Genomic DNA, 21803 nt, shown 5'->3' on the forward strand with positions numbered 1-21803 from the left:
GGGTGATAAATTCAGTGACCACTGTTATGGGTGGTCACATTTTAAGTCCTGCTGCGGCGAAAAGCTATGAATTGCCGCGTAAGAATTATTTTTGCAGGCCGCCAGGCCAGTTACTGCGTTTTAAGATTAATTTACTGACGCAGCGTGTCGATGGCGATGTTCCATTGATTAAGCTTGTTATAGAGCGCCGTACGTGAAATACCCAGTAGCTTAGCGGACTGGCGCATATTTCCGCCCTGAGCGCGCAGTGTCTGCAGGATGCAGGCTCGCTCATTATCCTGCAGCAGACTGCTGGCAGGCGTATGGTTTTCAGCATCACTGCGGGTCACCATCGCAGGCGGCAAATCGGCGAGGTCGATAATGTGGCTCTGGCAAAGATTGACGATTCGCTCCACCAGATTTTCCAGCTCACGCACGTTGCCAGGCCAGTGCCAGGCCTCAAGAGCGTTCATTGCTTCAGGACTGACCTGCGGAGGCAATTTATTCAGCCGCTGACACAGCGTGCGGATAAAGGTATTCACCAGATCGGGAATATCGCTTTGGCGTTCACGCAGGGCGGGGATGGTCAGCGAAATGACATTCAGGCGATAGAACAGGTCACGCCGGAAGGCACCCTGTTCGACTGCACTTTGCAGATCGCAGTGGGTCGCCGCGATAATACGGACATCCACTTTTACCGGATGCGCCGCCCCGATGCGCAGTACTTCACTCTCCTGCAGCACGCGTAGCAGGCTGGTCTGCGCCTCCAGCGGCATCTCGCCAATCTCGTCCAGAAACAGTGTGCCCGCGTCGGCCAGTTCAAACTTGCCCGCCGACCCACCGCGCCGTGAACCGGTAAAGGCACCATCGACGTAGCCGAACAGCTCGCTCTGTACCAGATCTCGCGGCAGCGCGCCGCAGTTGACGGCCACAAAGGACTCATGTGCCCGGCTACTGGCGTTGTGGATCGCCTGAGCAAACAGTTCTTTGCCGGTTCCGCTTTCACCGGTCAGCAGAACGGTACTGTCACTGCGACTGCTGGCGCGGGCATCCTGAAGTGCCTGCTGAAGCGTGGGGGCCTGACCGCGTATCATATCAAAGGTATAACTGGCGCTGACGCCGAGAACCCGTCGCGTAATGGCGCGAATACGCTGGTTTTCCCGAAGCGAGAGGATACGCCCGCCGTCCGGGGCCGGCATCAGCGAGACCAGACAGGAGACGCTGTGCCTGCCATCAGGGCGGAAAACCATCTCACGGTCATTGCAGCAGGGCAGGGTAAGCAGCGAACCAGACTGGGGTTGCAGAAGTTGGTCAATCGAAGCGTTACCGGCATCAAGACCGGCAAAGATCTGACGAGCATAGCGATTCAGCGTTTTGATACGTCCCTCACGGTCACAGACCACCACGCCTTCATTCAGGTTTTCCAGTATCGACTGCTGCTCGGCCAGCAGGCGGCGCAGCGTCAGCTGCTGGCCGATCGCCTCTGCGGCGGCCTGTACCGTTCCCAGCGTATGAGCATTGAAATTATCAGGAGTGGCGGTCAGCGTCAGCACGCCAGTCATCTGACCGCTGGCATCCCGGATGGGCGCTGCGGCACACTGCCGGTTACGTTTACGCAGTGCGATTTTCCAGTTTTCCCCACTCAGCACGTATACCAGCCGCTGCTCGCGCAGGCAGCGCGCGGTGCAGTTCGTGCCCAGGATTTCCTCACGCAAAACGCTGCCAACCGGCGTCAGGTCGCTGCCGCAGAAGCTCAGCACAATGCCCTGAGCATCGGTCAGATTAATATGTCCATCGGGATTATAGGCCAGCAGATTCTCCATCACGCTATGAGCCACGGCAATCAGCTCGCTGTTATGACTCAGGATAGCGGCCAGCTCTGACGGATCGACCGGGGTGTAACAGAAGTGCGTCGGATCGATGTGATGCTCGCGGGAGCGTGCCCAGGATTGCAGAATACTGCGGCGGATCCAGTGTGGCTTTTCACCCTGGATAAACGTCTGCCAGCCGCGCACCAGCTGTGTTTCCCACTGTGCCGCGTCACTGCCGTCCGGCAGGCTGAATATGGCGTCGCTCTCTTCTTTATTTGGCAATAAATCATGCAGCGATTGCATCTCACTCTCCCGACGTCGATGAAATGTACATTTTAATGACATGTTAAGTTGACATGTACATTTTACTTTCAGTTATGAAGAGGCTTCTGCGAGCGCGTTCACAGAAACACCTGCTTAAAAACTGGCATCCGCTTTGCAACGCTGTTGATAACGCTCACCGGTTAAAAACAACCTGAAAGTTAAGCGGTTATGCGTGAAAAAAATCTGAAGTTACTGCTGTTTATCTGACTTACGGCCTCACGGAACGGCGTGATCTCCGGCTCTGACATCCCGAGGTTGTCCGGCGTCACTGAGTCCTGAACGAAACATTCGGCACTGACGAACCGGCAAAATGGATGGCGCATTTTGCCGGAACATGCTGAGCCAATGATGCGTTCAGAATCCGGTCGTTTTGCTGCTGAAGTGCAGGCGAACTCCGAACCCTACCCAGCTCTGACGGGCTGACAATAAATGACAGGAGCAGTTATGAGACTTAAAACGGTACGAGTGGGATTGATTGGCGCTGGCCGCATGGGGAGTTTTCATGCAGAAAACCTTGCGCTGCGGGTGCCCGGCGCCCGGCTGACAGCCGTTGCCGATCTGCAGCCTGGCGCAGCGCAGCAACTGGCGGATCGGCTGGGAGTGCAGAAAGCCTATACCGATATCCAGGCGTTGCTTAATGATAGTGAAATAGATGCGGTTGCTATTGCTACACCCGCCCGCACGCATGCTGAACTGGTGATCGCCACCGCGCAAGCGGGCAAACATATTTTCTGCGAAAAACCGATGGCGGTGACGCTGCAGGAAGCCGCTCGGGCTATCGCTGCCGCTGAGGACGCGGGCGTCGTGTTGCAGGTCGGGTTCAATCGTCGGTTCAGTACGGGCTTCGCCGCAGCCATTGAAGCGATCAGGGCGGGCAACAATGGCACCACCCAGTTAAGCCGCTCTGTGACCCGCGATCCAGGCCTGCGCGATCCGGCCCCGATCCCGCAATGGACCATCTTTCTTGAAACCCTGATCCATGATTTTGACACTCTGCTGCACTTTAATCCGGGGGCGCGACCTGTCGAAGTCTATGCGCTGGCTGATGCGCTGGTACGGCCTGATTTTAAAGATAAAGGGTTACTTGATACCTCGGTGGTGACAATTCGCTTTGATAACGGAGCGATAGCCACGGCGGAAGCCAGCTTCCAGGCCGTTTACGGCTATGACGTCCGCGGTGAAGTGTTTGGCAGTAAAGGCATGCTGCAGACAGGCAATATTAATCAGGATAACTGCGTACGCTATCACGCCGACGGTATTGCAATAGCGACCTCCCGACTGGATACCGATCTGCTGCGCGAGGCATATGTCGCTGAAATGACAGAGTTTGCGCGCGCAATTCTGCACGGTGATAAACCGCGTGCGACCGGCACCGATGCGCGCAACGCGCTGGAAATTGCGCTGGCCTGCATTGAATCAGTCAGACAACGTAAACCCATTCTGCTGGGAGCACGCTAATGGCCGGTTATCAGCTGTCAGTCTGTGCCGAGATGGTGTTTCTCGATCTGCCCATTATCGCGCGCGTGGAAAAGATCCATGCGCTGGGATTTGGGGTGGAGATCTGGAACTGGGCTAATAAAGATATCGACGCGCTGGTGGCAACAGGCGCGCGTTTTACCTCCATGACAGGCTACCTCAGCGGGAACCTGACTGATGATGATGAGATTGCGCAGCTACTGCAAAGCGCAGAAACCTCACTGGCGGTTGCAGAACGTCTGAACTGCCCGCGCCTGAATCTGCACGGCACCGGACTGGATGCCAGCGGCCAGGCGGTTCGTCCGGTTGAGGTGGTGACCGGCGAGATGTGGCTTAAAGCGGCCGACACCCTGCGCCGTGTGGCTGCACTGGGCGAACAGGCCGGACGGGTTTTTACCCTCGAAAACCTCAATCTGGCGGTGGATCATCCGGGTACGCCCTTTGCGCGAGCTGCCGATACGCTGGCTCTGGTCGAAGCGGTCAGCAGCCCGGCTCTGAAGATGAACCTTGACCTCTATCATGCGCAGATTGGAGAGGGAAATCTGATCGCGCTTATCCGCCGCTGTGGTGACGCCATCGGGGAGATTCAGGTAGCCGATGTGCCGGGCCGGATGCAGCCGGGCACCGGAGAAATTAACTATCGTGCCATCGCCCGTGCGCTGAATCACATGGGCTACAGCGGCGTTATTGCGCTGGAGGGCTGGGCCGCAGGTGACAGCGAAACCGCGCTGGCGCAGTTCCGCGATCATTTTACGTTATAAGCGATTCCACCGGGTATTTGCCTGTTGCCCGGCGGGTTACTCAATAAAAATTACCCTACAGGAATACACGATGAAAACCAGAATGTTAGCACTGTTGCTCAGCCTGCTGATTAGCGTTACTGCCTGGGCGAAAACACCGAAGATCGGGATTGCACTGGCGAATTTCGACCTTAACTTCGTCTCAATTCTGCGAACTCAGATGGTGGGTGAGATAAAGGCGCTGAATATGGAGGGGCAGTTTGTCGATGCCAAAGGTGATGTTGCGCTTCAGGTTCAGCAGGTTGAGGATTTTATCAATCAGGGCGTGGATGCAATTATTCTTAATCCGGTCGATACGCAGGGCGTACTGCCGATGGTGAAAGCGGCAGAAGCCGCAGGCATTCCGCTGGTGTTTGTTAACCGCAAGCCGGAAGTGAAACTGCCGGCCAATATGGCCTATGTCGGTTCGGATTCTGCTCTGGGAGGTGAGATGCAGATGGAGGCGCTGGCAAAACAGATGAACTACCGTGGCAATGTCGCCATTTTAATGGGGGCATTATCGAACGAAGAAGCGCGTGAACGGACACGCGCTGTTGAAGCCGTGATCGCTAAATATAAACAGATGGCGGTGATTGAAAAACAGACCGCACGCTGGCAGCGCAATGAAGCGGTAGACGTGGTGTCGGGATGGCTGCTTAATCAGCGGCCCATTGATGCGATTGCCGCAAATAATGATGAAATGGCCATCGGCGCGATCATGGCGCTGAGTCAGGCGAAAAACAGTCACATTCTGGTCGCCGGAATTGATGGTACGCCCGACGGTCAGCAGTTTGTTAAAAATGGAATGATGACGCTGACAATTTTCCAGGATGCTAAGGGGCAGGCGACGGGAGCGGTTAAGGTTGTTAAGGCGTTGCTGGATAAACAGAAAGTCGACCCGTTGAACTGGATCCCCTACAAGACCATCACGCAGGCTAATTACCCGGCGTTTGCCGCAGAGAATCAGCCCTGAAAGCCGGAATTAATCACGAGAACGATGCGTCAGGCTGCAGATCATCATGCCTGTCGCATTTTAATGCCAGTTAAACGTCACCTCTATGCGCTGCTGATTCAGGACTCATTCGTGCTTCTTGAGAACAGCTGAATTATACTGTCGGAAATGAGCGCAAATTCAGTGATTTCTTAATGATTTACATTATCGATGATCAGGTTACCTACAATTCAGATGACTGTACGCTAAGCCATCTTCCTACCCAGGAAACGCTGAGTCTGAGTATTTCATCGGGTCGGCTGTTTGAGCAGTTACTTAATTCCCAGGGAGAAATACTGTCGCGCGATACCCTGTTGACTGAAGTCTGGGATAAATATGGCCTGCGCGGATCAAACAGCAATCTGAATCAGTATCTGAGCATTCTGCGCAGAGCGCTTGCAGCGTATGGCTGTGAAAACCTGATCATCACCATTCCGAAAATCGGTATCCGGCTCAATACCGAAATCAAAATAGAACGTGAATCCTCTCCGGCTTTTGTTGCGACGCAGGTTCAGGCTGATGAAATGTCAGCGGAGCATGTGGTGTCTGTCGCAGATAGTCAGCCCATGCTACCCAATCCTGTTATCGCAGAGCATGTTGTTGAAAAATCCGCTCTGAATCTCAGAACGGTCCTGTTCGCCCTGATTATGCTGATGCTGCTGGGAAGTGCTTTATGGTACTTCACTGCACGTCAGCCTGCTGATAAGAGCGCCTCTATGATCAACATCAAACTGGAAGGCGGTTGCGAAGCGGTTATTATTCCGGGATTAGATGTGTTCGAACAAAAGTCACTGGAAAAGCAAATTCTTGAAATGCTTAAAGAGAATAATCAATCCTGTGTACCGGGTCGACGCATCTATTTCGATAAAAATACGGCATTCACAACTAAAGATTATGGCCGGACCATTCTTTCCGCCTGTAATCTGAACAGCAGTGGTCACATCGTTTCCTGCGACAACTTCTACTATCTTGACTGGAGAATGTTTTGAAACGGAAAGCCACTCTTACGCTGACGATAACGCTGGCTATGCTGCTGCTGGGGATATTTGCAGGCATTAACTATTTTAAACCCCGAACAAACGAGTTGCCTTTCCGCTGCTCAACATTCAGCCGCTACGATCTTAGTCGCAACGATAATAAAAAAATTGAGTTTGCTGTCTCCCAGGATCTACGTTTTATTAATTCTGATTCAGGATATCTGTTACTGAATGGGCAGATGACTTTTGGTGATGAGGTAACAACGGTTAATCGACGTATTGCGCTTAGTGCCGGTAATAAAATTGATAGTGACACTTACCGCTACAAAATAAGAACGATTATTACTTCGACGAACGATACGACGCCGGATGCCGTGTTTAATCTGCTGCTCGCTGAGATCACTCTCGATCCTGGTTATCTTCAGCTGGATATTACCCAGGTCGATAAAAAGACCTATCTGGTTGGCGGGCCGCTCTCCTATCTCTTCACCTGTCAGCGTTACTGAACGGAGCGACTGATAGCTGAAACGCAAACCGGAAGAGCGCATGCTCTTCCGGTTTGTTTTATCTGTACACTGCAGATTACGAGGTACGGAAGCTTTTCAGGGTATTTGACAAAAGCTGAATATCGGGAGCGGTTATGGGGCTCGCCTTCGACACAGAGAAAATCAATATATCTTCCATGTTAAGTGTGAATACGGCTTGTTTCTGATAAAGACGAAGATTATCCGGCCGCAGGAAGTCATAGCTGATCATGATACCAGTAGTCAGGTTATCCCCCAAAACCACTGGCTGATGAGCCTCCTGTTGCCAGTCTTTCATCTGCTTTTGCAGGATAGAGAGCTGGCTAAGAATATACTCTTCCGGGTTGTTATGATCGCCTAACTTATCACGGGAAATAGTGATTGGTGGCAGAACAGATCTTGTATCAGCCAGCGTATTCAGTGTTCGCTCGCAGTAGCCTTCCGGCAAGGTAATTGTGCCTTCAGTGAAGCGGCAAATAGTCTTATCCATGGGTAATCTCCGTTTCATTATGGGTTGTTGTCTGGCCAAATAACTGCTCTGCCGTGACTTCGCTGAGTGTACCGTTATTTAACAGGACGATTTTATCGGCACTTCGGATTGTTTCCGGACGGTGTGCAATGATGATTCGGGTGATCTTCATCTGCTTAATTGCGTTGTTGATCTGCGCTTCGTTATAGATATCCAGATGACTGGTGGCCTCATCCAGTACCAGGATTTTAGGTTCGCGATAGAGTGCGCGCGCCAGCAGGATACGTTGTAACTGGCCACCTGATAAAAACGAGCCCATATCACCTACCAGGCTTTGATAATTCATCGGCATTTTCATGATATCGCCATGAATCTGAGCCAGACGGGCCACGCGGGTAATTTTTGCGTGATCGGGTTCGTTATCAAAGAAGCTGATGTTCTCGCTGATTGAGCCTGAAAAAAGAATGTCATCCTGCATTACGCAGCCGATGCGATTACGGTGATGTTCAAGTCCGGTTTGAGTGATGTCCATGCCACCCACGGTGATGGTGCCTTCTTCCGGGTGCAGCAGGCCAAGAATAATTTTGGCCATCGTAGTTTTGCCCTGGCCGGATGGCCCCACGATGGCAAGGCTCTCACCCGCTTTAATCTCCAGGTTCGCACCATCGACAACCCAGGGTTCAGTCGGCGCATAGCGAAAACGGATATTGATAAGCTTGATATCCTGCGGTACGTCTGACTCCTTGTCGGTTTCCTTACTAACCAGACCTGGATTGCCCTCAGAACTGGCTTCTGTTTCAGAAAGAACAATATCGGCCAGGCGTTCACCATGCATTCTCAGCATGCGGAAATCGATGATGGCATTGATCAAACCTGAACCACGACTCATGAATTGATCGGAAAAGCTGATAAAGGCGGTCAGCATACCGGCAGAGAAGTTACCATCCAGGACCTGCAGCGCAGCAAGCCAGACCAGAACGACACGGCCCACTGAGGTTAGCAGTCCCTGAGCCGAACCGAACAGGATATTGAGCTTCTGTATCACGATGCCTTTATTGGTGGTATCCACCAGAAAATTCATGTATGCCGAGAGGCGGGGCACCTGTTTATTATTGGTTTTAACCGCCTGGATCCCACGCAGCGTTTCAAGCAGAGACGACTGGGTACGGGCCGAGCTGATGATTTGTTCTTCATTGGCGCGGCGAACCGGATCGTAAGCCATGAAACGTAGCAGTGCATAGGCGAGAAAAAGTCCAATGACCAGCCACGCCAGTTGCGCGTTATAGATGAAAAGCATCACTACCGTGACGATTGACATGACACCGTCCAGTACGGTGCTGATAAAACGGGAAGTCAGCGTACTCTGAATGGTATTAAGCGAACCATAACGAGAGAGAATGTCTCCGACGTGGCGTGATTCGAACCATTCCAGCGGCAGTTTTAACATATGGTGGCAGACGTTTATGGTCCACTGCACACTAAGCTGGCTTGAGAACCAGCTCATTACCCATGAGCGCAACGCTGTAACGATAGTCTGAAACAGCGCGATCATGATAAAGCCCACACCGAGCAGCGACAGCAAAGAATAGTCAGCAGACACCAGCACCATATCCATTACCCACTGCATAAAGAAGGGGCCGAGGACGCCGAATAGCTCCAGTGCAATTGAGAGGATGAGCACCTGAGCAAAGGCAGACTTTACCCCGGTCACGCTGCCCACCAGCTTCATCATTGAGATGCTTTCTTTCTCTTCTTTTACTTCAAAGGTGGAAGAGGGAACCAGCTCCAGCGCGACACCGGTAAAGGCAGTCGACGCTTCTTTAAATGTCAGTTCGCGGATCCCACGCGCGGGATCGTGAACGGTAATCTTATTGCCGCGAACTTTCTTCAATACCACAAAATGGTTCAGTTCCCAGTGCAGAATGCAGGGCATGCGCAGTTTAGACAGCTCTTCCATTTCCACACGCAGTGCGCGGGAAGTCATGTTGAGCTGTTGTGCCATCGCGATGACATCAGCCAGTGTGGCGCCTTTGAGTGATGTGGCGAACTGGCGACGCAATGTGATCATGTCGATCTCGTGGCCGTGATAGTTAGCCACCATGCCAAGACAAGCCAGCCCGCACTCCGCTGCCTGCGATTGTCGAATCATTGGTAAGCGGTTAAACCATTTAAAATTGAGTTTCTCTAATAACAACACAGAACAGACCTTCTAAATCAGAGAGAAATTTTGTGTCCCAGCGCGAAAATCGGCTCCAGTACCCATTCATAGAGACGACGTTTGTCGACAATAAAGTCGGCATCCAGCGCCATACCTGGCTTCAGTTTTTCATTCTGCGAATAAGCAGTAATGGTTTGTTTATCCAGAGAGACCAGTACCCGGTACTGCTGTTCCTGAACATTGTTTTTACCGGTTAAGGTGGTGACTTCCTGAGGAGAGAGGGCGGTTCGCGAGACCTCGATCACTTTGCCATATTGCTGGCCAAATTTTTGATAAGGAAAGGCTTTGTAGCGCAGCACGACACGCTGACCTGGCTGGATAAAGCCAATGGATTGCGTGTTCACCATGATGCGGGCAACAAGATCGGTATTGTTGGGCAAAATCGCCACTGCCGACTGGCCGGCATTCAGCATCTGACCATTTTTAACCATGATCATGCCGACATAGCCGCTTTTTGGTGCACGAAGCTCAATGGATCGGCGTGCTTCATTCTCTGCCATTGATTGACGATTATCTGCCAGTTGCCGTTCGATATCGTTGCGTTTTTTCTCATCATCCAGCGGCTTTTCATGCAGTTGCTGCTCCGCCTGAACAATTTTTTGCGACGTATCGAGCAGCTGACGCTGGTACTCCTGATAGCGTGCCTGGCTGTCGAGCAGATTGGATTCCTGCTCTTCCAGCTGACGGTTTGAGGCGTACCCCTCCAGGTGCATAGCGTTGAGTTTATCCAGTTGCAGTTTCGCTAACGCTACCTGTTTGCGACGGTGGGACAGCTGAAGTCTCAGCTGTTCCTGTTGGAGTTTCAGACTGGCGATGGTATCGGATAGCCCTTTCATTTCGACGTCATGTAATTTGGCAAGCGTCTGAAGATCCTGCTGAAGTCGTTCCCGCTGACCCACCAGATTTTCAGCGATAACCTGACGCGTTTGTCCCATCTGTGTTGAGACTTCTGATGACAACACCATAAGGACGTCATCTTTTTTGACCAGTTGTCCCTCTTTTACCGGAATATCCACCACTGTTGCGCTAACAGGAGGAGGAACGATTAACATGCCATTCTCAGGCAGCAGTTCTCCGGTAGAAGATTCATATTTCGTATAACTGCCAAAAATGAAAAACAGGGCTGTAACGGCAGTAATAAAGACCACCACCGAAATAACAAGCCAGCGATAGGGCGGACAATAAAGTGCCACGATGCCCAGGTTACCCCGGTTAGCGGCATCAAGCGCCTCCTGACGAAAGAGTGATTGTTCCATTTATAGATTCATCATGATTAAGGGATTAACGGCACTGAAAAAAATTCAGCATGTCGAGTGATAACGATCCGGTGCTTTGCGCCAGATTGATCAGGGCATTGAGATAACTTAATCGTGCTTCAGCCTGATCTTTGAGTGCGGTGTAATATTTTTGCTGAGCATCCAGTTCATCATTAACGGTGCGGAAGCCCATTTCACGGCCATACTGGACCGACACCACTTTTTCACGTGCTGAGTCGACGGCATTCTTTTGAGCACTGATTAAAGCTTTGCCATTGGTCAGGCTAAGCCAGGCAGAACGGGTATCGGTTGCCGCTTTGCGCTGTGCTTCCATCGTGGAATACTTTGCTGCCTGACGACGATAAGCTGCTTCAAAAGATTGTGAAACCTGACTGCCACCGGCAAACAACGGAACAGAAACGTTTACGCCATATTGGAGGTTATTACTCTTTGAGTTCGTCCCGAAGATTGCGTCATACAGAATATTGTCGTCGTCGTCATTACGACTCCAGTTCTTGCCGTACCGCGCATAGAGCGAGACTACTGGCATGTGCGCGCCGTCAGCCGCAAGAACATCTGCGTCTGCCTGATCATTCTGAAAAAGCGCAATTTTAATATCAGTATTACGCTGCTGGCTGGCATTAATTGCATCGGTCAGAGAAGAATAGGGCGATGCTTTCAGGCACTGAAAATTCACCGGTTCTACGGTGTCCGGGCTGATACCTGATAAACGGCGAAACGCCTCGCCTGCCAGCAATAGCTGATTGCCAGCTTCTATTTCCTTAGCCTGTGCCAGAGCGTAGTTAGCTTTGGCCTCGTCCAGTTCAGTGCGGGTATTTTGCCCATTGATTAAGCCGGTCTGAAGTTTTTGCTGTTGTTGCTTAAAGTTATGGCTGGCGGCTTTTGCGGCCTGCAAAACTTCCTGCTGATAAAGCACCGTAAAATAAGCATTGCTGATAGCGTTAAGTAACTTTTCTTCAGCCTGTTTTGCCTGCGCTTCAGCGGTGTTGGCAATAGCAACACCTTTACGCCATCCGGCATACTTACTCATATCAAACAGCGGTTGTCTGACGCTGAGATCATAACTGTGGTTGGTTACCCCACTCTGATATTTCTTATCAGGTTGTTCCTGACGATCCCAGTTTCCCTCCAGGGTTAATGTTGGCAGCATTCCGGCCATGCCTTGCCAGTATTTTTGTTTATCTGCCGCACTGGTCATCTGACTGGATTGTAGTGCTGAGTCATAGCTCAATGCAGCCTGAGCAGCTTGCTGCAGGTTAGTTGCAAATGTGCAAAATGGAACACAGGTTAGTGCCAGTATTGCAATATTCAGGTTATGGAATTTCATGGTTTTCGCTGTATATAAAAATTTTGTACCAGGTGATTAAATGAGTTCCTGTGCAAAAACATACTTAATCAAATCTGTATTTGATTGCAGCTGAAGCTTACGCATGGCGTTATATTTCTGTGTTGCAACGGTGCTTATGCTACGTTTACGCGCTTTTGCTATCTCCATCAGGCTATATCCAATGGCAAATAATCGAATGACCTCTACTTCTGAAGGCGATAAAAGTGTTTGTGCCGGATCTGCGGGTGCAGAGAGCATTAAATTCTTCATCTGTTCTGAGTAGTATATTCCTGAATTAGATGAGCAAACCCAATTGAATGCTTTGACCAAATCACGAATGTCATCTCGCTTGTGCACGATGGCATTAACCGGCATTTGTAATATACTTTTCAAAATAGCCTGACTGTTTTGTGCAGTGAAGATAATAATTTTTAAGTCAGGGTTTTGCTTATGTATCTGTTCTATTTTTCTCGCACCATTAACATCATTTCGCTCAAAATTAAAGCAAAAGTCCGTTATTAATATATCTGGCATATCCTCTCTGATAATTGACAGCAAATGATCGGCTTCAACCGGATAAGCAATAATATCAAGTTCTGAAAACTCCTTTACGAGTATGTTCTGAATGGAGTAAAGAATAAATGGACTTTCATCTGATACACCAAGCCTGAGCTTATTTTTTTCCCTGGGTTTATTCACAGACAATCCTTTTCTGTAGATAAAATGTGAAGAAGGGCTCCGCAGAGCCCTGCTGATTACTGGTAACTAAGCGTATACGTTGCTACCGCATTGGCCGTGCCAGGATTTATTTTCGCCGCCGTCTGATAATAACGTGCATAAAGTGGCACCGTGATTAAGGCAGATGAGAGCGGGTAAGTCGCAATGTTAAACGGTGTAGCGAGCGCAATCGGCTGCTGATTCTCATTAAGGATTTGCACGCCGACACCACTGGCCGTTGAGGTGGTGTTGAGCGCTACAACACCGACATCAGACAAGCCACTAGGTGCGTCTCCATCGAACTGCATCATTACGTCAAATGTGCCTGAGAGTAAGGCCTCACAGTTAAGCTGAATGTTAAATGCTGTCGTAGCGCTGGTCTGACCTATTCCTGCTCCTAAACCGCTACTTGTGTTAGTGGTGTAACTGCCCAATGGCACAGGCAGATTGGTATCACCGGCAACTGAACAGGTCTGATCTTTTACGGTGATACCTGTTTTGATATTGGTGAAGTTAAATGTCTCATCCTTCCCTGTGACTAACGAGCCGACATCAAAGGGGTTTACATAGCTTTTAAGATAAGTTGACGGTGTCATAGAGTTAGAGGTTTTGACGATCTGATAAGGCACGCTCAAAGAGACATCTGTATAAGTGCCCACCGTTCCGCCGCTGGTTAAAGCATATGTGCTGATCATTATACCTGTTGGAATATTTGCGACTTCAGTGCTCATCTCCCCGCCATAGCCAGTATATAAGGTCAATCCGTATCCAAGGGCATCCGCGTCAATAGCCTTGCGTTTAAAGTAAACTTCGCCGACTAATCCATCTGCAAATTGCTGCAAATTATCGAGTGCGCATTTAAAATTAGCCGTTGCCGTACCGCTATAAACTATCGTGCCCACAGGTACGGCAGCTGAAATATTGATGCCCAATGACTTAATGTCAACCAGCGTCCTGCTGGTCGTCATTTTACACGTCAATGTCACATCGGTTGATGAGCTCGCTGCATTAACGTTAAAAGTAGCCATAAACATCAGACTTAATGCTAATGAAGCAGAGCCAATAAGGCGCATTATTTTTTTTCCTGAAATTAAAAACATGATGTCACCTCATTAACCCTGATTATCTTTATTGTCGGTGTTAGAAGCATAACGAACCGGTTGCATTTCATCATTGCTGCATGTGGTCGTCAGCCTTGCCAGTGTCTGATTGTCACTGGACTGAACTGCACCAGACTCAAGGTTAACCAGACAACTATCACTTGCTGTTTTTCCCCATGAAACATGCAGTCGGCTGACATCTTTATTCAGCCTTACGTAAATCTGACCGCCTTGTGAAACAGTAGTTACCAGATTGCCATTTTCATCATTAACTGACGCACCAAAAGGCAAGGCATTACCATTAGGCTGATTCGCCCGTATTAAAAGTGGTTTTCCCTTACTGGTTTTATAGTCCAGTCTGACCACAGCACCTTCAACAGGGATAACTCGCTGTTGCGTTGATTCCAGCTCAACATCAAGCGGAATACCTTTCGGATCAATCGCCAGTTCATTTATCCTGTACGGGTTAAGATTAGGTACTATTGCTCTGCCGCTTCCGTCCAGCACTATATTTGGATAACCCAGCACCCGAGCCCCTTCCGCATCAGCGGCACTTACTACAGCATACGTTGTTGACTGATAAGCACTAAAGTTGATGCTATCAGGCAAGGCAACCACAGTTCCGCTGGCACCTGCTGAGGCGGAATAATAGTCCTCTCCCTTAGTATATGACGCTGTCAACATGCTGTAAGGTGAACGATATTGACCACCGATCGAGCCTGATTTTTTATTATCGATATCGCGTGCAGCACCTACGTTATAGCTAAATTGATCATTCTCACCCACAACACCGTTGACTGCAGTTTGAGCAGTCACACCATCTTTATTATGTGTGGCGCTTCCAGTTACATAATTCTTACTTTCACTACCAAGTGGTATAGAGAAGTCGAGTGAGAGTTGCGTGTCATGCCCACCGGTTGAATATAATAATCGGTTTGCTGACAATGTATAGGACACGCGGCCAATTCTATTATTATAGCCTAACTGAAATTGGGTGTTTGTACCGGTGCTGTTCCAGTAATTTTGAACGAAACCAGTAAGATAGATATTCCCATATGACTCCCCAAAATTTTGGCTGGCAGTCAGTGAAAAGCGTTGTTTAGGCCGGGAGAGATAATTTGTCCCGTTAGTTTTATTCTTTTTGTAATAGTTATTAATTTGCAGTGCATTGTCATAGCTGTAATAGCCTGATGATGAAAACCGGTACGCTGCGAGGGTAAAGTTGGTGTCAGTTTGAGAAACTTTTTTACTGTAGGTCGCACGATAGCTCACACCCTGCTTTTTCTCATCGCCATATTTTGTCTGAGCACCAGTGATATCAAGAGAGATCGCGCCGATCGGTAACCCAAATGCACCGCCTAACAGCGCAGAGATATAGTTATCTGATCCCAGGATACCGGTATAACCGGTCAGACTATTGGTAAAGCCATGCTGAATGGTGCCCTGATAAACAGAAGGCGTATAAGCCATGTTGTCTTTACGCGACACACCTCCCGTCACAGAGTAGAACGTCATACCCGGGCGCTTCAGTCTCGTCATAGCTGCATAAGGCACTGAAAAACGCGTTTCGCTGCCGTCAGCTTCTTTTACAGTGACATCTAAGTCACCACCGTAGCCGGTAGGGTAAAGGTCGGAGATGTTAAAGGGTCCTGGCGAAACGGTTGTCTCATAAATTTTACTGCCGTTTTGCGATACAGTTACCTGAGCATTCGTACGCGCAACGCCACGAATTTCTGGTGCGTAACCACGTTGTGAGTCAGGCCACATTTGATCGACAGTCGAAATCTGTGCACCGCGGAATGAGAGCGTATCGAAGAGTTCGCCACTGGTGTTCCCTTCACCTAGCAGTAAGCGTGATTTCAGTTGCGGAATGTCACGCTGAACATAGGTATTGATTGCATTATAATGATGAGACTCCTCACCTTGCTGGCGTCGCCAGCTTAATGAGCCATCATGACGAAACATCCAACCGCCAAGGTTAAAGCCTGCCAGCGCCCTGCCATAAAAGGAGTCATATTCACGACCGTCGTTAACAGAGCGGTAATAGTTGGTGTCATAGTTAAGTGTAAATGCCGTTTCACCTTTATCCCAGAATTCGGGTGCGACATAGCCTCGAGCTGATCGCAGCAGGTAAATCTGTGGAATTGAGATGTCCATCTGCATATCAGCAGAGTTGATCGCGGCATGGCTCTCCTTAATCACATCTTCCAGTGCTATACATTGCTTACCTGAACGTAACTCTTCAGCTTGCTCAGAGCTGAATACTGTATCTTTAATGGAAAGGCTTTTTACCAGATCATAAGAAAGGCAGGCCTTAGTACCTGCTCCCTCACGCACAACCTGAACATTCTCCCGACTAATCTGACGGCCATTTAAAAAGATATCCAGCGTGTAGACGCCGGGATCAATGGGGTTACCTGTTGAATAGCGGGAAACATCTACTTTTACACCAGCTAAGTTTTTTACAAATGATTCATCGAAATCATAAGCAGTTTCAGCAATCGCTGACTGAGTTGTTGCGGTCAGAAAAAGCGCCAAAAAAGAGTGATAAAAAGTTTTGCCAGTTGGTTTATTAAAAAATACCGTCCTTGCCATCATAATTTCCCCTGGATAATTATTAAAAGCTACTCGTTTATTTTGCTTTCAACCTTACGTGCTGCCCCAAAGTCGTCCAGATACTGATAATTAAATGTTGTTTTTATTTGGCTTGTGCTCATGCCTTTCAACGGGAACTCTTTTGTTTCGCCTGGTGCCAGCATTTCCCCTTTTTCACTGACTAATTTATGACCTGCGTTATCTTCTGCATTAATCTGTGAGACGTTAACGTAAAAAGGGGACTTATTAGTGGCAGACAGAGAGTTAGATTTTGAGCCATGGCGCCAGACAAGACCTGAAGCAGCTTTAATAGCCTGCGATTGATCGAGTTGAGCAGGACGATAAAAAATTTTGATACGGTTTCGGATCGCCATTTGCAGCTGATTCTGATTAGTCAGACTTTTATCGCGAGGTGGAATATCCAAGACATTAAGCCAAAAAATAGACTCTTTGTCGGTGGGAAGACTTGTGCCAGTAAAAACAATACGTAACGTTTGCCCTTTATTAGCCTCCATACGGAAGACCGGAGGTAATAAGATGAAAGGAACATTGATTTTGTCTACAGCTTCATTGGGGTTTCCGCTATCAATCCATGCCTGAACAAGCGCGGGCTGGTCACCCCGATTATCCAGACGAACGGTAACTTCTTTCTCAGAAGCTGGGTAGATTACCCGAGTGCCAATGATAGTCACACTGGCAAAGGCAGACGAAGTCATTGCGCAAGTGAGCAAACAGGAGATTAGAAATTTAAACCTTTTTTTTTTCATGATATTAACTGAAGTGATGAAAGGGGAAGAGTGGTGAGGGCATTGCCCTCACCATAATCAATTACAGGTAATTGATTGAATAGTTTACTGTTGATGCAACGGTACCCGCTTCTGCAGCAGCAGTTGCATAGTACTGAGCTGAGTATGACAGGGTGCCAGCCCCTGCTGTCAGAGCCACAGTGGCAGGAGCGGAAGACTGCTCGGTGCTGCCCGCATTGATAGCTTTGTTAGCGCTGTCCAGCAGTTGCAGATCAACACCTGTTGCAGTACCGGTATTGGTCAGACGACCGTTAGCGTTAACACCCGCACCCTGTTCAAAGTAAGCGTAGACATCGCCAGTTGTCGCGGAGCAGTTGCTCAGTGCCAGAGTAAAGCGAGTGTTGCCCGCAACGGCACCTGCCGCATTTAATACACCGGCTGCTACTTTCGGCAGGGTAACGGTGGCAGTACTGCTTCCGCCGTTAACACTTACGGTACAGGTCTGAGATGCAATTGTGCCGGTGAAGTTAATTGTGCCATCTGAAGCTTCTGCTGCGTTTACCTGAGCCGCAGCCAGCAGCAGACCCATAGCAACCATAGATACCTTTTTCATATACTTTCCTTTGTATAAATTAATTAACAGCATGTCATTATGAACGGCTGCGCTTACATTCTGGCAATCGCTCATTCCTTCCCGGAAAAGTTATTCTCTTCCCGGTAAATCAAAACATCAGCAGGCCGAAAACTACTGCTGCAGCAACGCCGACAATACCCATACCAAAAGCGTTACCGCTAACAGGGTTTGCTGCGGGTATTGATTCCGGACGAACCCACTCAGTTTTCTCCGTTGACGTTGAGCTGGCACCTAATCCTTTGAAAAAATCGAGGATTACAGAGGTGAGTGAGCCTCCGCTAACACCTTCAATTTCTCTGATATTTAACTCGCGCATACTATTTCCTTATGCAGTAATTACTGGTGCAGTGGCATCAAACTGGTTTTCAACAATCTGATTGAACCAACCTACAGTTGAATCCCAGCCATTGATGGCACCATAAAGTGCGCCATCAACCAGGCCAACAACTGCGCCAACAATCAGGCCGACGCCAGCAGAGATAATACCTGCACCTACTAAGCCCCCCGTACTACCGCCGCTCATAGCCCATTTCAGACCGAAGGCAGTGATACCGGTAACGCTACCTACAACAACGGAACCAATAAAATCAAAAAAACCTGCGCCTGAAACGTTCTGCATTTCAACAGATGTTAACTCTCTCATTTATATCTCCAATATTAATCAGGTATTCAAATGCTCAGTCATGAATTTCTTAAAATGCCGCTTCAAGCGAACGGCGCTATTAGATTCGGAGGCCATAAAAAATAAAATAGCAAAATATCCATAATTGATATTTGGTGCGGTTCTTACTGACTGTGGAAGTTGTGACTGGATTACATTTTATTTACATCTGTTATAATTTAGGTGGTGCAGATTAACTTATTATCATTATCAATAAATTATTTTCTCTCCTATTTTTTCGAATCTCGTGAATTGTGGTGTTGCTGTCATTTTCAGACGGTGACAATGGTGCGCATTCTGCGGTGTAAAGGTTTAGCAAGTCATTCATAGGGTTTTATCGAGGAGTTTGATTCAGAATAAGTGAGCTTCATATGAAGTCTGAGGTAAAATCCAGGCACTTCTGATTACTTACATACCTAGTTTATTGGTCTGCAAAATAACTAAAAAGCAGTTTTAAAATCTATATGATGATTATTTATCGATTTAAATGTCTGTTATGGGAATGCTATGGTTTAATTTAAGTCATCAGGTGCTGTGTTGCTTTTTTATTTTTACGGAGGGAATTAACAATGATTGCATTATGAATGATCGTGTGAAAATTATTGCAAATGTTTAAGAGGCTACTGCATATTTGTTTGTTTCAATAGCGTGGTTTTATAACATTAATGTTCATATGGTTATGATTGATTCCTTTTTTAAGAAAAAAGTTATAACCCCATCAGTAAGTCTCTACTTTTTAGTTTGAACTACTGATTAATTGACTATAAAGCGGTGAAATATCTGGTTGTGATGCTATTTATTGGCTTAATGCTCTTTCTTTTTGCATCTTTGTGGTGTTGAATTTTATCGCAATGGTTTTACTATAGTGAAACCAATAACGACCTCTTCTATGGCTTATATCTGAGGGAAGGCCAGAAGTCAGAAATACACCAGGCGAAAAAAAGAGACTATAACAAACGGATTTTTACTAATTTTTCTACTAATCACTAACTTCGTGTTAGTTAGATTGAGTTAATTATTATGTATAGAGTGACTGAGAATCATGAGCGGATCATCGATGCGCTAGCCGGGTACACCCAGGTTGCTAATCCAGATGAGATTTCACGCGGTAAGCGTCGTTATCATCTCACTAAAGATAATGTACGCCGGGTAATGTTCATTCTTGATGGTGACTTCTTACTGAAATTAAAAAGCGAAAATAAGGTCTTAAATATCCTGTCTGCTCCCTTTGTTGTCGGTGTCACACCGGCACTCGATGAACCTCCTGTCTATCTGGAAAGAATCGATTATGGGAAGGTCAGTTTCATCGATTACGATGTGTTCTGGCGACTGGTATTTGAGAAAGACCTCTTTAACGATGCCATGTCCATTCTGTCTGGCCAGTACTCAGACCTGATGAACTACATTCAGCTACCCAAGAATAACTCACATGATGAAGTCATCTCTTTGATTGGCCGCTGGGAAAAATTGCCACCACATCTAAAGAAGCGGTTTTCGGCACTTTACCTGATTGAAAACAGCTCTCATCTTTCAAAAAGCTCCATTTGCAGAGTTTTGAAAGAATTAAAAGAGAAAGGTGAACTGACCCTGGTTAATGGCAAGTTTACCTGAGTCTTCATTTATCCAACTTTTGGGATGCTTAAGGGAAAAATGGATTTTAAAGTCGTTTGTACAGATGAGAACTACTTCTTTCGGCTGGGCATCTCCAAAATTATTGAGGGGGCACTGTTATCAGAGACGTCAGTAGAGTTCTTACCCGCCTATGACGCGAAAAATTTATGTCAGGCGGACTTTATACTGGTTAGTGTTGCTCAGTGGCGCCTTTATATGTGTCAGCCTGCCTACCGGGATCGGAAGCCCGGTAGCATTTTAATGGTCTTTGTTGACGATATTGAAGACATCATTACTGAGCATTTGCCTCTCTGCTATCGTTCTTTGATTATTATTTCACGAAACGATTCTGTCCGTGATATTGCTGAAAAAATCATCGGGTTCTGGCTGGAAAATCAGGGGAGCGCCAGAGGATTTGTACCCACGGATTGCTCGCATTGCGATTTCGCGCGTATTACAGTAGTCCAGTTGCAGGTGCTAAGTTTTCTGAAGAAAGGGTATAGCGTGGGGCAGACAGCTAAACGCCTGAATCTTTCCACTAAAACAATTTATGCACATAAATACAATGTCATGAAGAAGTTTTCGCTAAGTGGTGATATGGCCTTTAACGCCTTCATCAATGATCTGACGCTGCTTGAGCTTTATAAGGGTGTTATTGAGTCTGCAAATTTATAACGCCTCATGCATCTCATGCATCTCATGCATCTCATGTGTCCATGATTCTGCAAATTACAGAGCCAATTCTGATGTCCGGATTTTCTGTGATGCATAACGGCCTTTACAGGCTGCTTTCTTGCCGTTAAGGGTTGAGGGGTTTGTGCGAGAAAAGAACCGCGAAAAAATTAATCCATGGCCATCCCTTTTAAAAGGGTAACGGCACTCATGTCAGGGATGGTTATTTATATTTACAGTAACTAAGCCGTTGCTGCATCCGTACTTCATCTCCCCGATGCGTTTCAGTCAGGCGTGGATAGCCGTTGTCCTTCTCAGTCTGCGCCGACACTCAAAGAAACGCACATAAGGACGCAGAATCTTCCGGACAAACTCGTGAATGCTCAGCCGGATGGCTAAACAGCATTTGAAATCAATGGTTTTGAGAAATAATGACGTTCAGGCGTTATCGCTGTCTGGGGATATCGTTGGTGCCAATTACTCTTGCAAAGGGTAAGGAACCTGAAGCTTCCGATAAGTTAAGACAGGTAAAAAAGCCAGCGTTGCCGCTGGCTTTTTTTACAGATTTTTATTTCAGGATATAAACACATTCTACATTGATTTCGCTGTAGCCATCATCCCGGTCGACTTCACCGCTGACCCGTACCTTTTTGCCAATCAGATAACGATTATCGTCATCATCATCGTCTATATCGACACGGATGCGGCCAGTCGGGTCTTTTAACCAGTAGTGATCATCATCGGCCCTGCCAGTGATCGTTCCCGTGAGCGTAACCTGGCGATCGTCGCGCAGGGTTTTCGCCACTGCCACCGTGACCTCTTGCCGGGCATATACCGAGCCTGAACTGATGAGGGCCAGTATCATCCATAATATTTTGTTCATTTACGTCTCCTTTAACACCTATCATTTGTCGG

The 21803-nt window shown here is 48.0% G+C and carries 20 protein-coding genes; 7 read left to right on the plus strand and 13 right to left on the minus strand.

Going from position 1 to position 21803, the window contains the following annotated elements; translation table 11 throughout:
- Window positions 1–131: 131 nt before the first annotated feature.
- Window positions 132–2093: a sigma-54-dependent Fis family transcriptional regulator gene (locus AC6I8C_RS21495; RefSeq protein ID WP_497823810.1), complete on the minus strand. Its 1962-nt coding sequence runs from the start codon at window positions 2091–2093 to the stop codon at window positions 132–134.
- 465 nt (window positions 2094–2558) lie between these two features.
- Here AC6I8C_RS21495 and AC6I8C_RS21500 point away from each other — a divergent pair, with 465 nt between their 5' ends.
- The 5 genes from AC6I8C_RS21500 to AC6I8C_RS21520 all read left to right on the plus strand — a co-directional run bounded on the left by AC6I8C_RS21500 (window position 2559) and on the right by AC6I8C_RS21520 (window position 6843).
- Window positions 2559–3572 (plus strand): Gfo/Idh/MocA family oxidoreductase, encoded by a 1014-nt coding sequence (locus AC6I8C_RS21500; RefSeq protein WP_497823811.1) that lies wholly within the window; start codon window positions 2559–2561, stop codon window positions 3570–3572.
- Complete coding sequence (locus tag AC6I8C_RS21505) at window positions 3572–4351, plus strand: TIM barrel protein (protein ID WP_135911088.1); 780 nt, start codon at window positions 3572–3574, stop codon at window positions 4349–4351. Before AC6I8C_RS21500 ends, AC6I8C_RS21505 begins: the two co-directional genes overlap by 1 nt.
- Window positions 4352–4421: 70 nt before the next feature.
- Window positions 4422–5342: a substrate-binding domain-containing protein gene (locus tag AC6I8C_RS21510; protein ID WP_497823812.1), complete on the plus strand. Its 921-nt coding sequence runs from the start codon at window positions 4422–4424 to the stop codon at window positions 5340–5342.
- A 173-nt stretch (window positions 5343–5515) separates the two neighbouring features.
- Window positions 5516–6349 carry a winged helix-turn-helix domain-containing protein gene (locus AC6I8C_RS21515; RefSeq protein WP_497823813.1) on the plus strand — a complete coding sequence of 278 codons (834 nt, stop codon included), beginning with the start codon at window positions 5516–5518 and terminating at the stop codon, window positions 6347–6349.
- A complete protein-coding gene (locus AC6I8C_RS21520) occupies window positions 6346–6843 on the plus strand; it encodes a FidL-like protein (protein ID WP_497823814.1) in 498 nt (165 codons plus the stop codon). The genes AC6I8C_RS21515 and AC6I8C_RS21520 overlap by 4 nt, the downstream gene beginning before the upstream one ends.
- Window positions 6844–6919: 76 nt before the next feature.
- Here the strand turns inward: AC6I8C_RS21520 and AC6I8C_RS21525 are convergent, their stop codons facing one another.
- From AC6I8C_RS21525 to AC6I8C_RS21575, 11 genes are all read right to left on the minus strand, one after another.
- Window positions 6920–7351 (minus strand): DcrB-related protein, encoded by a 432-nt coding sequence (locus AC6I8C_RS21525; RefSeq protein ID WP_497823815.1) that lies wholly within the window; start codon window positions 7349–7351, stop codon window positions 6920–6922.
- Window positions 7344–9479: a peptidase domain-containing ABC transporter gene (locus AC6I8C_RS21530; protein ID WP_497823816.1), complete on the minus strand. Its 2136-nt coding sequence runs from the start codon at window positions 9477–9479 to the stop codon at window positions 7344–7346. Before AC6I8C_RS21530 ends, AC6I8C_RS21525 begins: the two co-directional genes overlap by 8 nt.
- 65 nt (window positions 9480–9544) lie before the next feature.
- Window positions 9545–10804 (minus strand): HlyD family secretion protein, encoded by a 1260-nt coding sequence (locus tag AC6I8C_RS21535; RefSeq protein ID WP_497823817.1) that lies wholly within the window; start codon window positions 10802–10804, stop codon window positions 9545–9547.
- Window positions 10805–10829: 25 nt separating this feature from the next.
- A complete protein-coding gene (locus AC6I8C_RS21540) occupies window positions 10830–12152 on the minus strand; it encodes a TolC family outer membrane protein (protein WP_497823818.1) in 1323 nt (440 codons plus the stop codon).
- A 36-nt stretch (window positions 12153–12188) separates the two neighbouring features.
- On the minus strand, window positions 12189–12851 hold the full coding sequence (locus tag AC6I8C_RS21545) for a response regulator (RefSeq protein WP_497823819.1): 663 nt from the start codon (window positions 12849–12851) through the stop codon (window positions 12189–12191).
- 56 nt (window positions 12852–12907) lie between these two features.
- Window positions 12908–13969 (minus strand): fimbrial protein, encoded by a 1062-nt coding sequence (locus AC6I8C_RS21550; RefSeq protein ID WP_497823820.1) that lies wholly within the window; start codon window positions 13967–13969, stop codon window positions 12908–12910.
- A 12-nt stretch (window positions 13970–13981) separates the two neighbouring features.
- Window positions 13982–16567 carry a fimbria/pilus outer membrane usher protein gene (locus AC6I8C_RS21555; RefSeq protein ID WP_497823821.1) on the minus strand — a complete coding sequence of 862 codons (2586 nt, stop codon included), beginning with the start codon at window positions 16565–16567 and terminating at the stop codon, window positions 13982–13984.
- 26 nt (window positions 16568–16593) lie between these two features.
- Complete coding sequence (locus tag AC6I8C_RS21560; RefSeq protein WP_497823822.1) at window positions 16594–17331, minus strand: fimbrial biogenesis chaperone; 738 nt, start codon at window positions 17329–17331, stop codon at window positions 16594–16596.
- A 61-nt stretch (window positions 17332–17392) separates the two neighbouring features.
- Entirely contained in the window at window positions 17393–17923 is a 531-nt protein-coding gene (locus AC6I8C_RS21565) for a fimbrial protein (RefSeq protein ID WP_497823881.1), read from the minus strand.
- A gap of 109 nt (window positions 17924–18032) precedes the next feature.
- Complete coding sequence (locus tag AC6I8C_RS21570) at window positions 18033–18260, minus strand: hypothetical protein (RefSeq protein ID WP_497823823.1); 228 nt, start codon at window positions 18258–18260, stop codon at window positions 18033–18035.
- Between the two features lie 9 nt (window positions 18261–18269).
- Window positions 18270–18587: a hypothetical protein gene (locus AC6I8C_RS21575; RefSeq protein WP_497823824.1), complete on the minus strand. Its 318-nt coding sequence runs from the start codon at window positions 18585–18587 to the stop codon at window positions 18270–18272.
- A 1038-nt stretch (window positions 18588–19625) separates the two neighbouring features.
- On the opposite strand from AC6I8C_RS21575, the gene AC6I8C_RS21580 reads away from it, so the two are divergent.
- Window positions 19626–20216, plus strand: coding sequence for a helix-turn-helix domain-containing protein (locus AC6I8C_RS21580; RefSeq protein WP_013356578.1), 591 nt, complete (start codon window positions 19626–19628; stop codon window positions 20214–20216).
- Window positions 20217–20255: 39 nt separating this feature from the next.
- Window positions 20256–20891 (plus strand): helix-turn-helix transcriptional regulator, encoded by a 636-nt coding sequence (locus AC6I8C_RS21585; RefSeq protein WP_497823825.1) that lies wholly within the window; start codon window positions 20256–20258, stop codon window positions 20889–20891.
- A gap of 565 nt (window positions 20892–21456) precedes the next feature.
- On the opposite strand, the gene AC6I8C_RS21590 is transcribed toward AC6I8C_RS21585, so the two are convergent.
- Window positions 21457–21771 carry a NirD/YgiW/YdeI family stress tolerance protein gene (locus AC6I8C_RS21590; RefSeq protein WP_497823826.1) on the minus strand — a complete coding sequence of 105 codons (315 nt, stop codon included), beginning with the start codon at window positions 21769–21771 and terminating at the stop codon, window positions 21457–21459.
- Window positions 21772–21803 lie beyond the last annotated feature (32 nt).

This window comes from Pantoea sp. X-Soil-YNGN-844, from assembly GCF_059730595.1.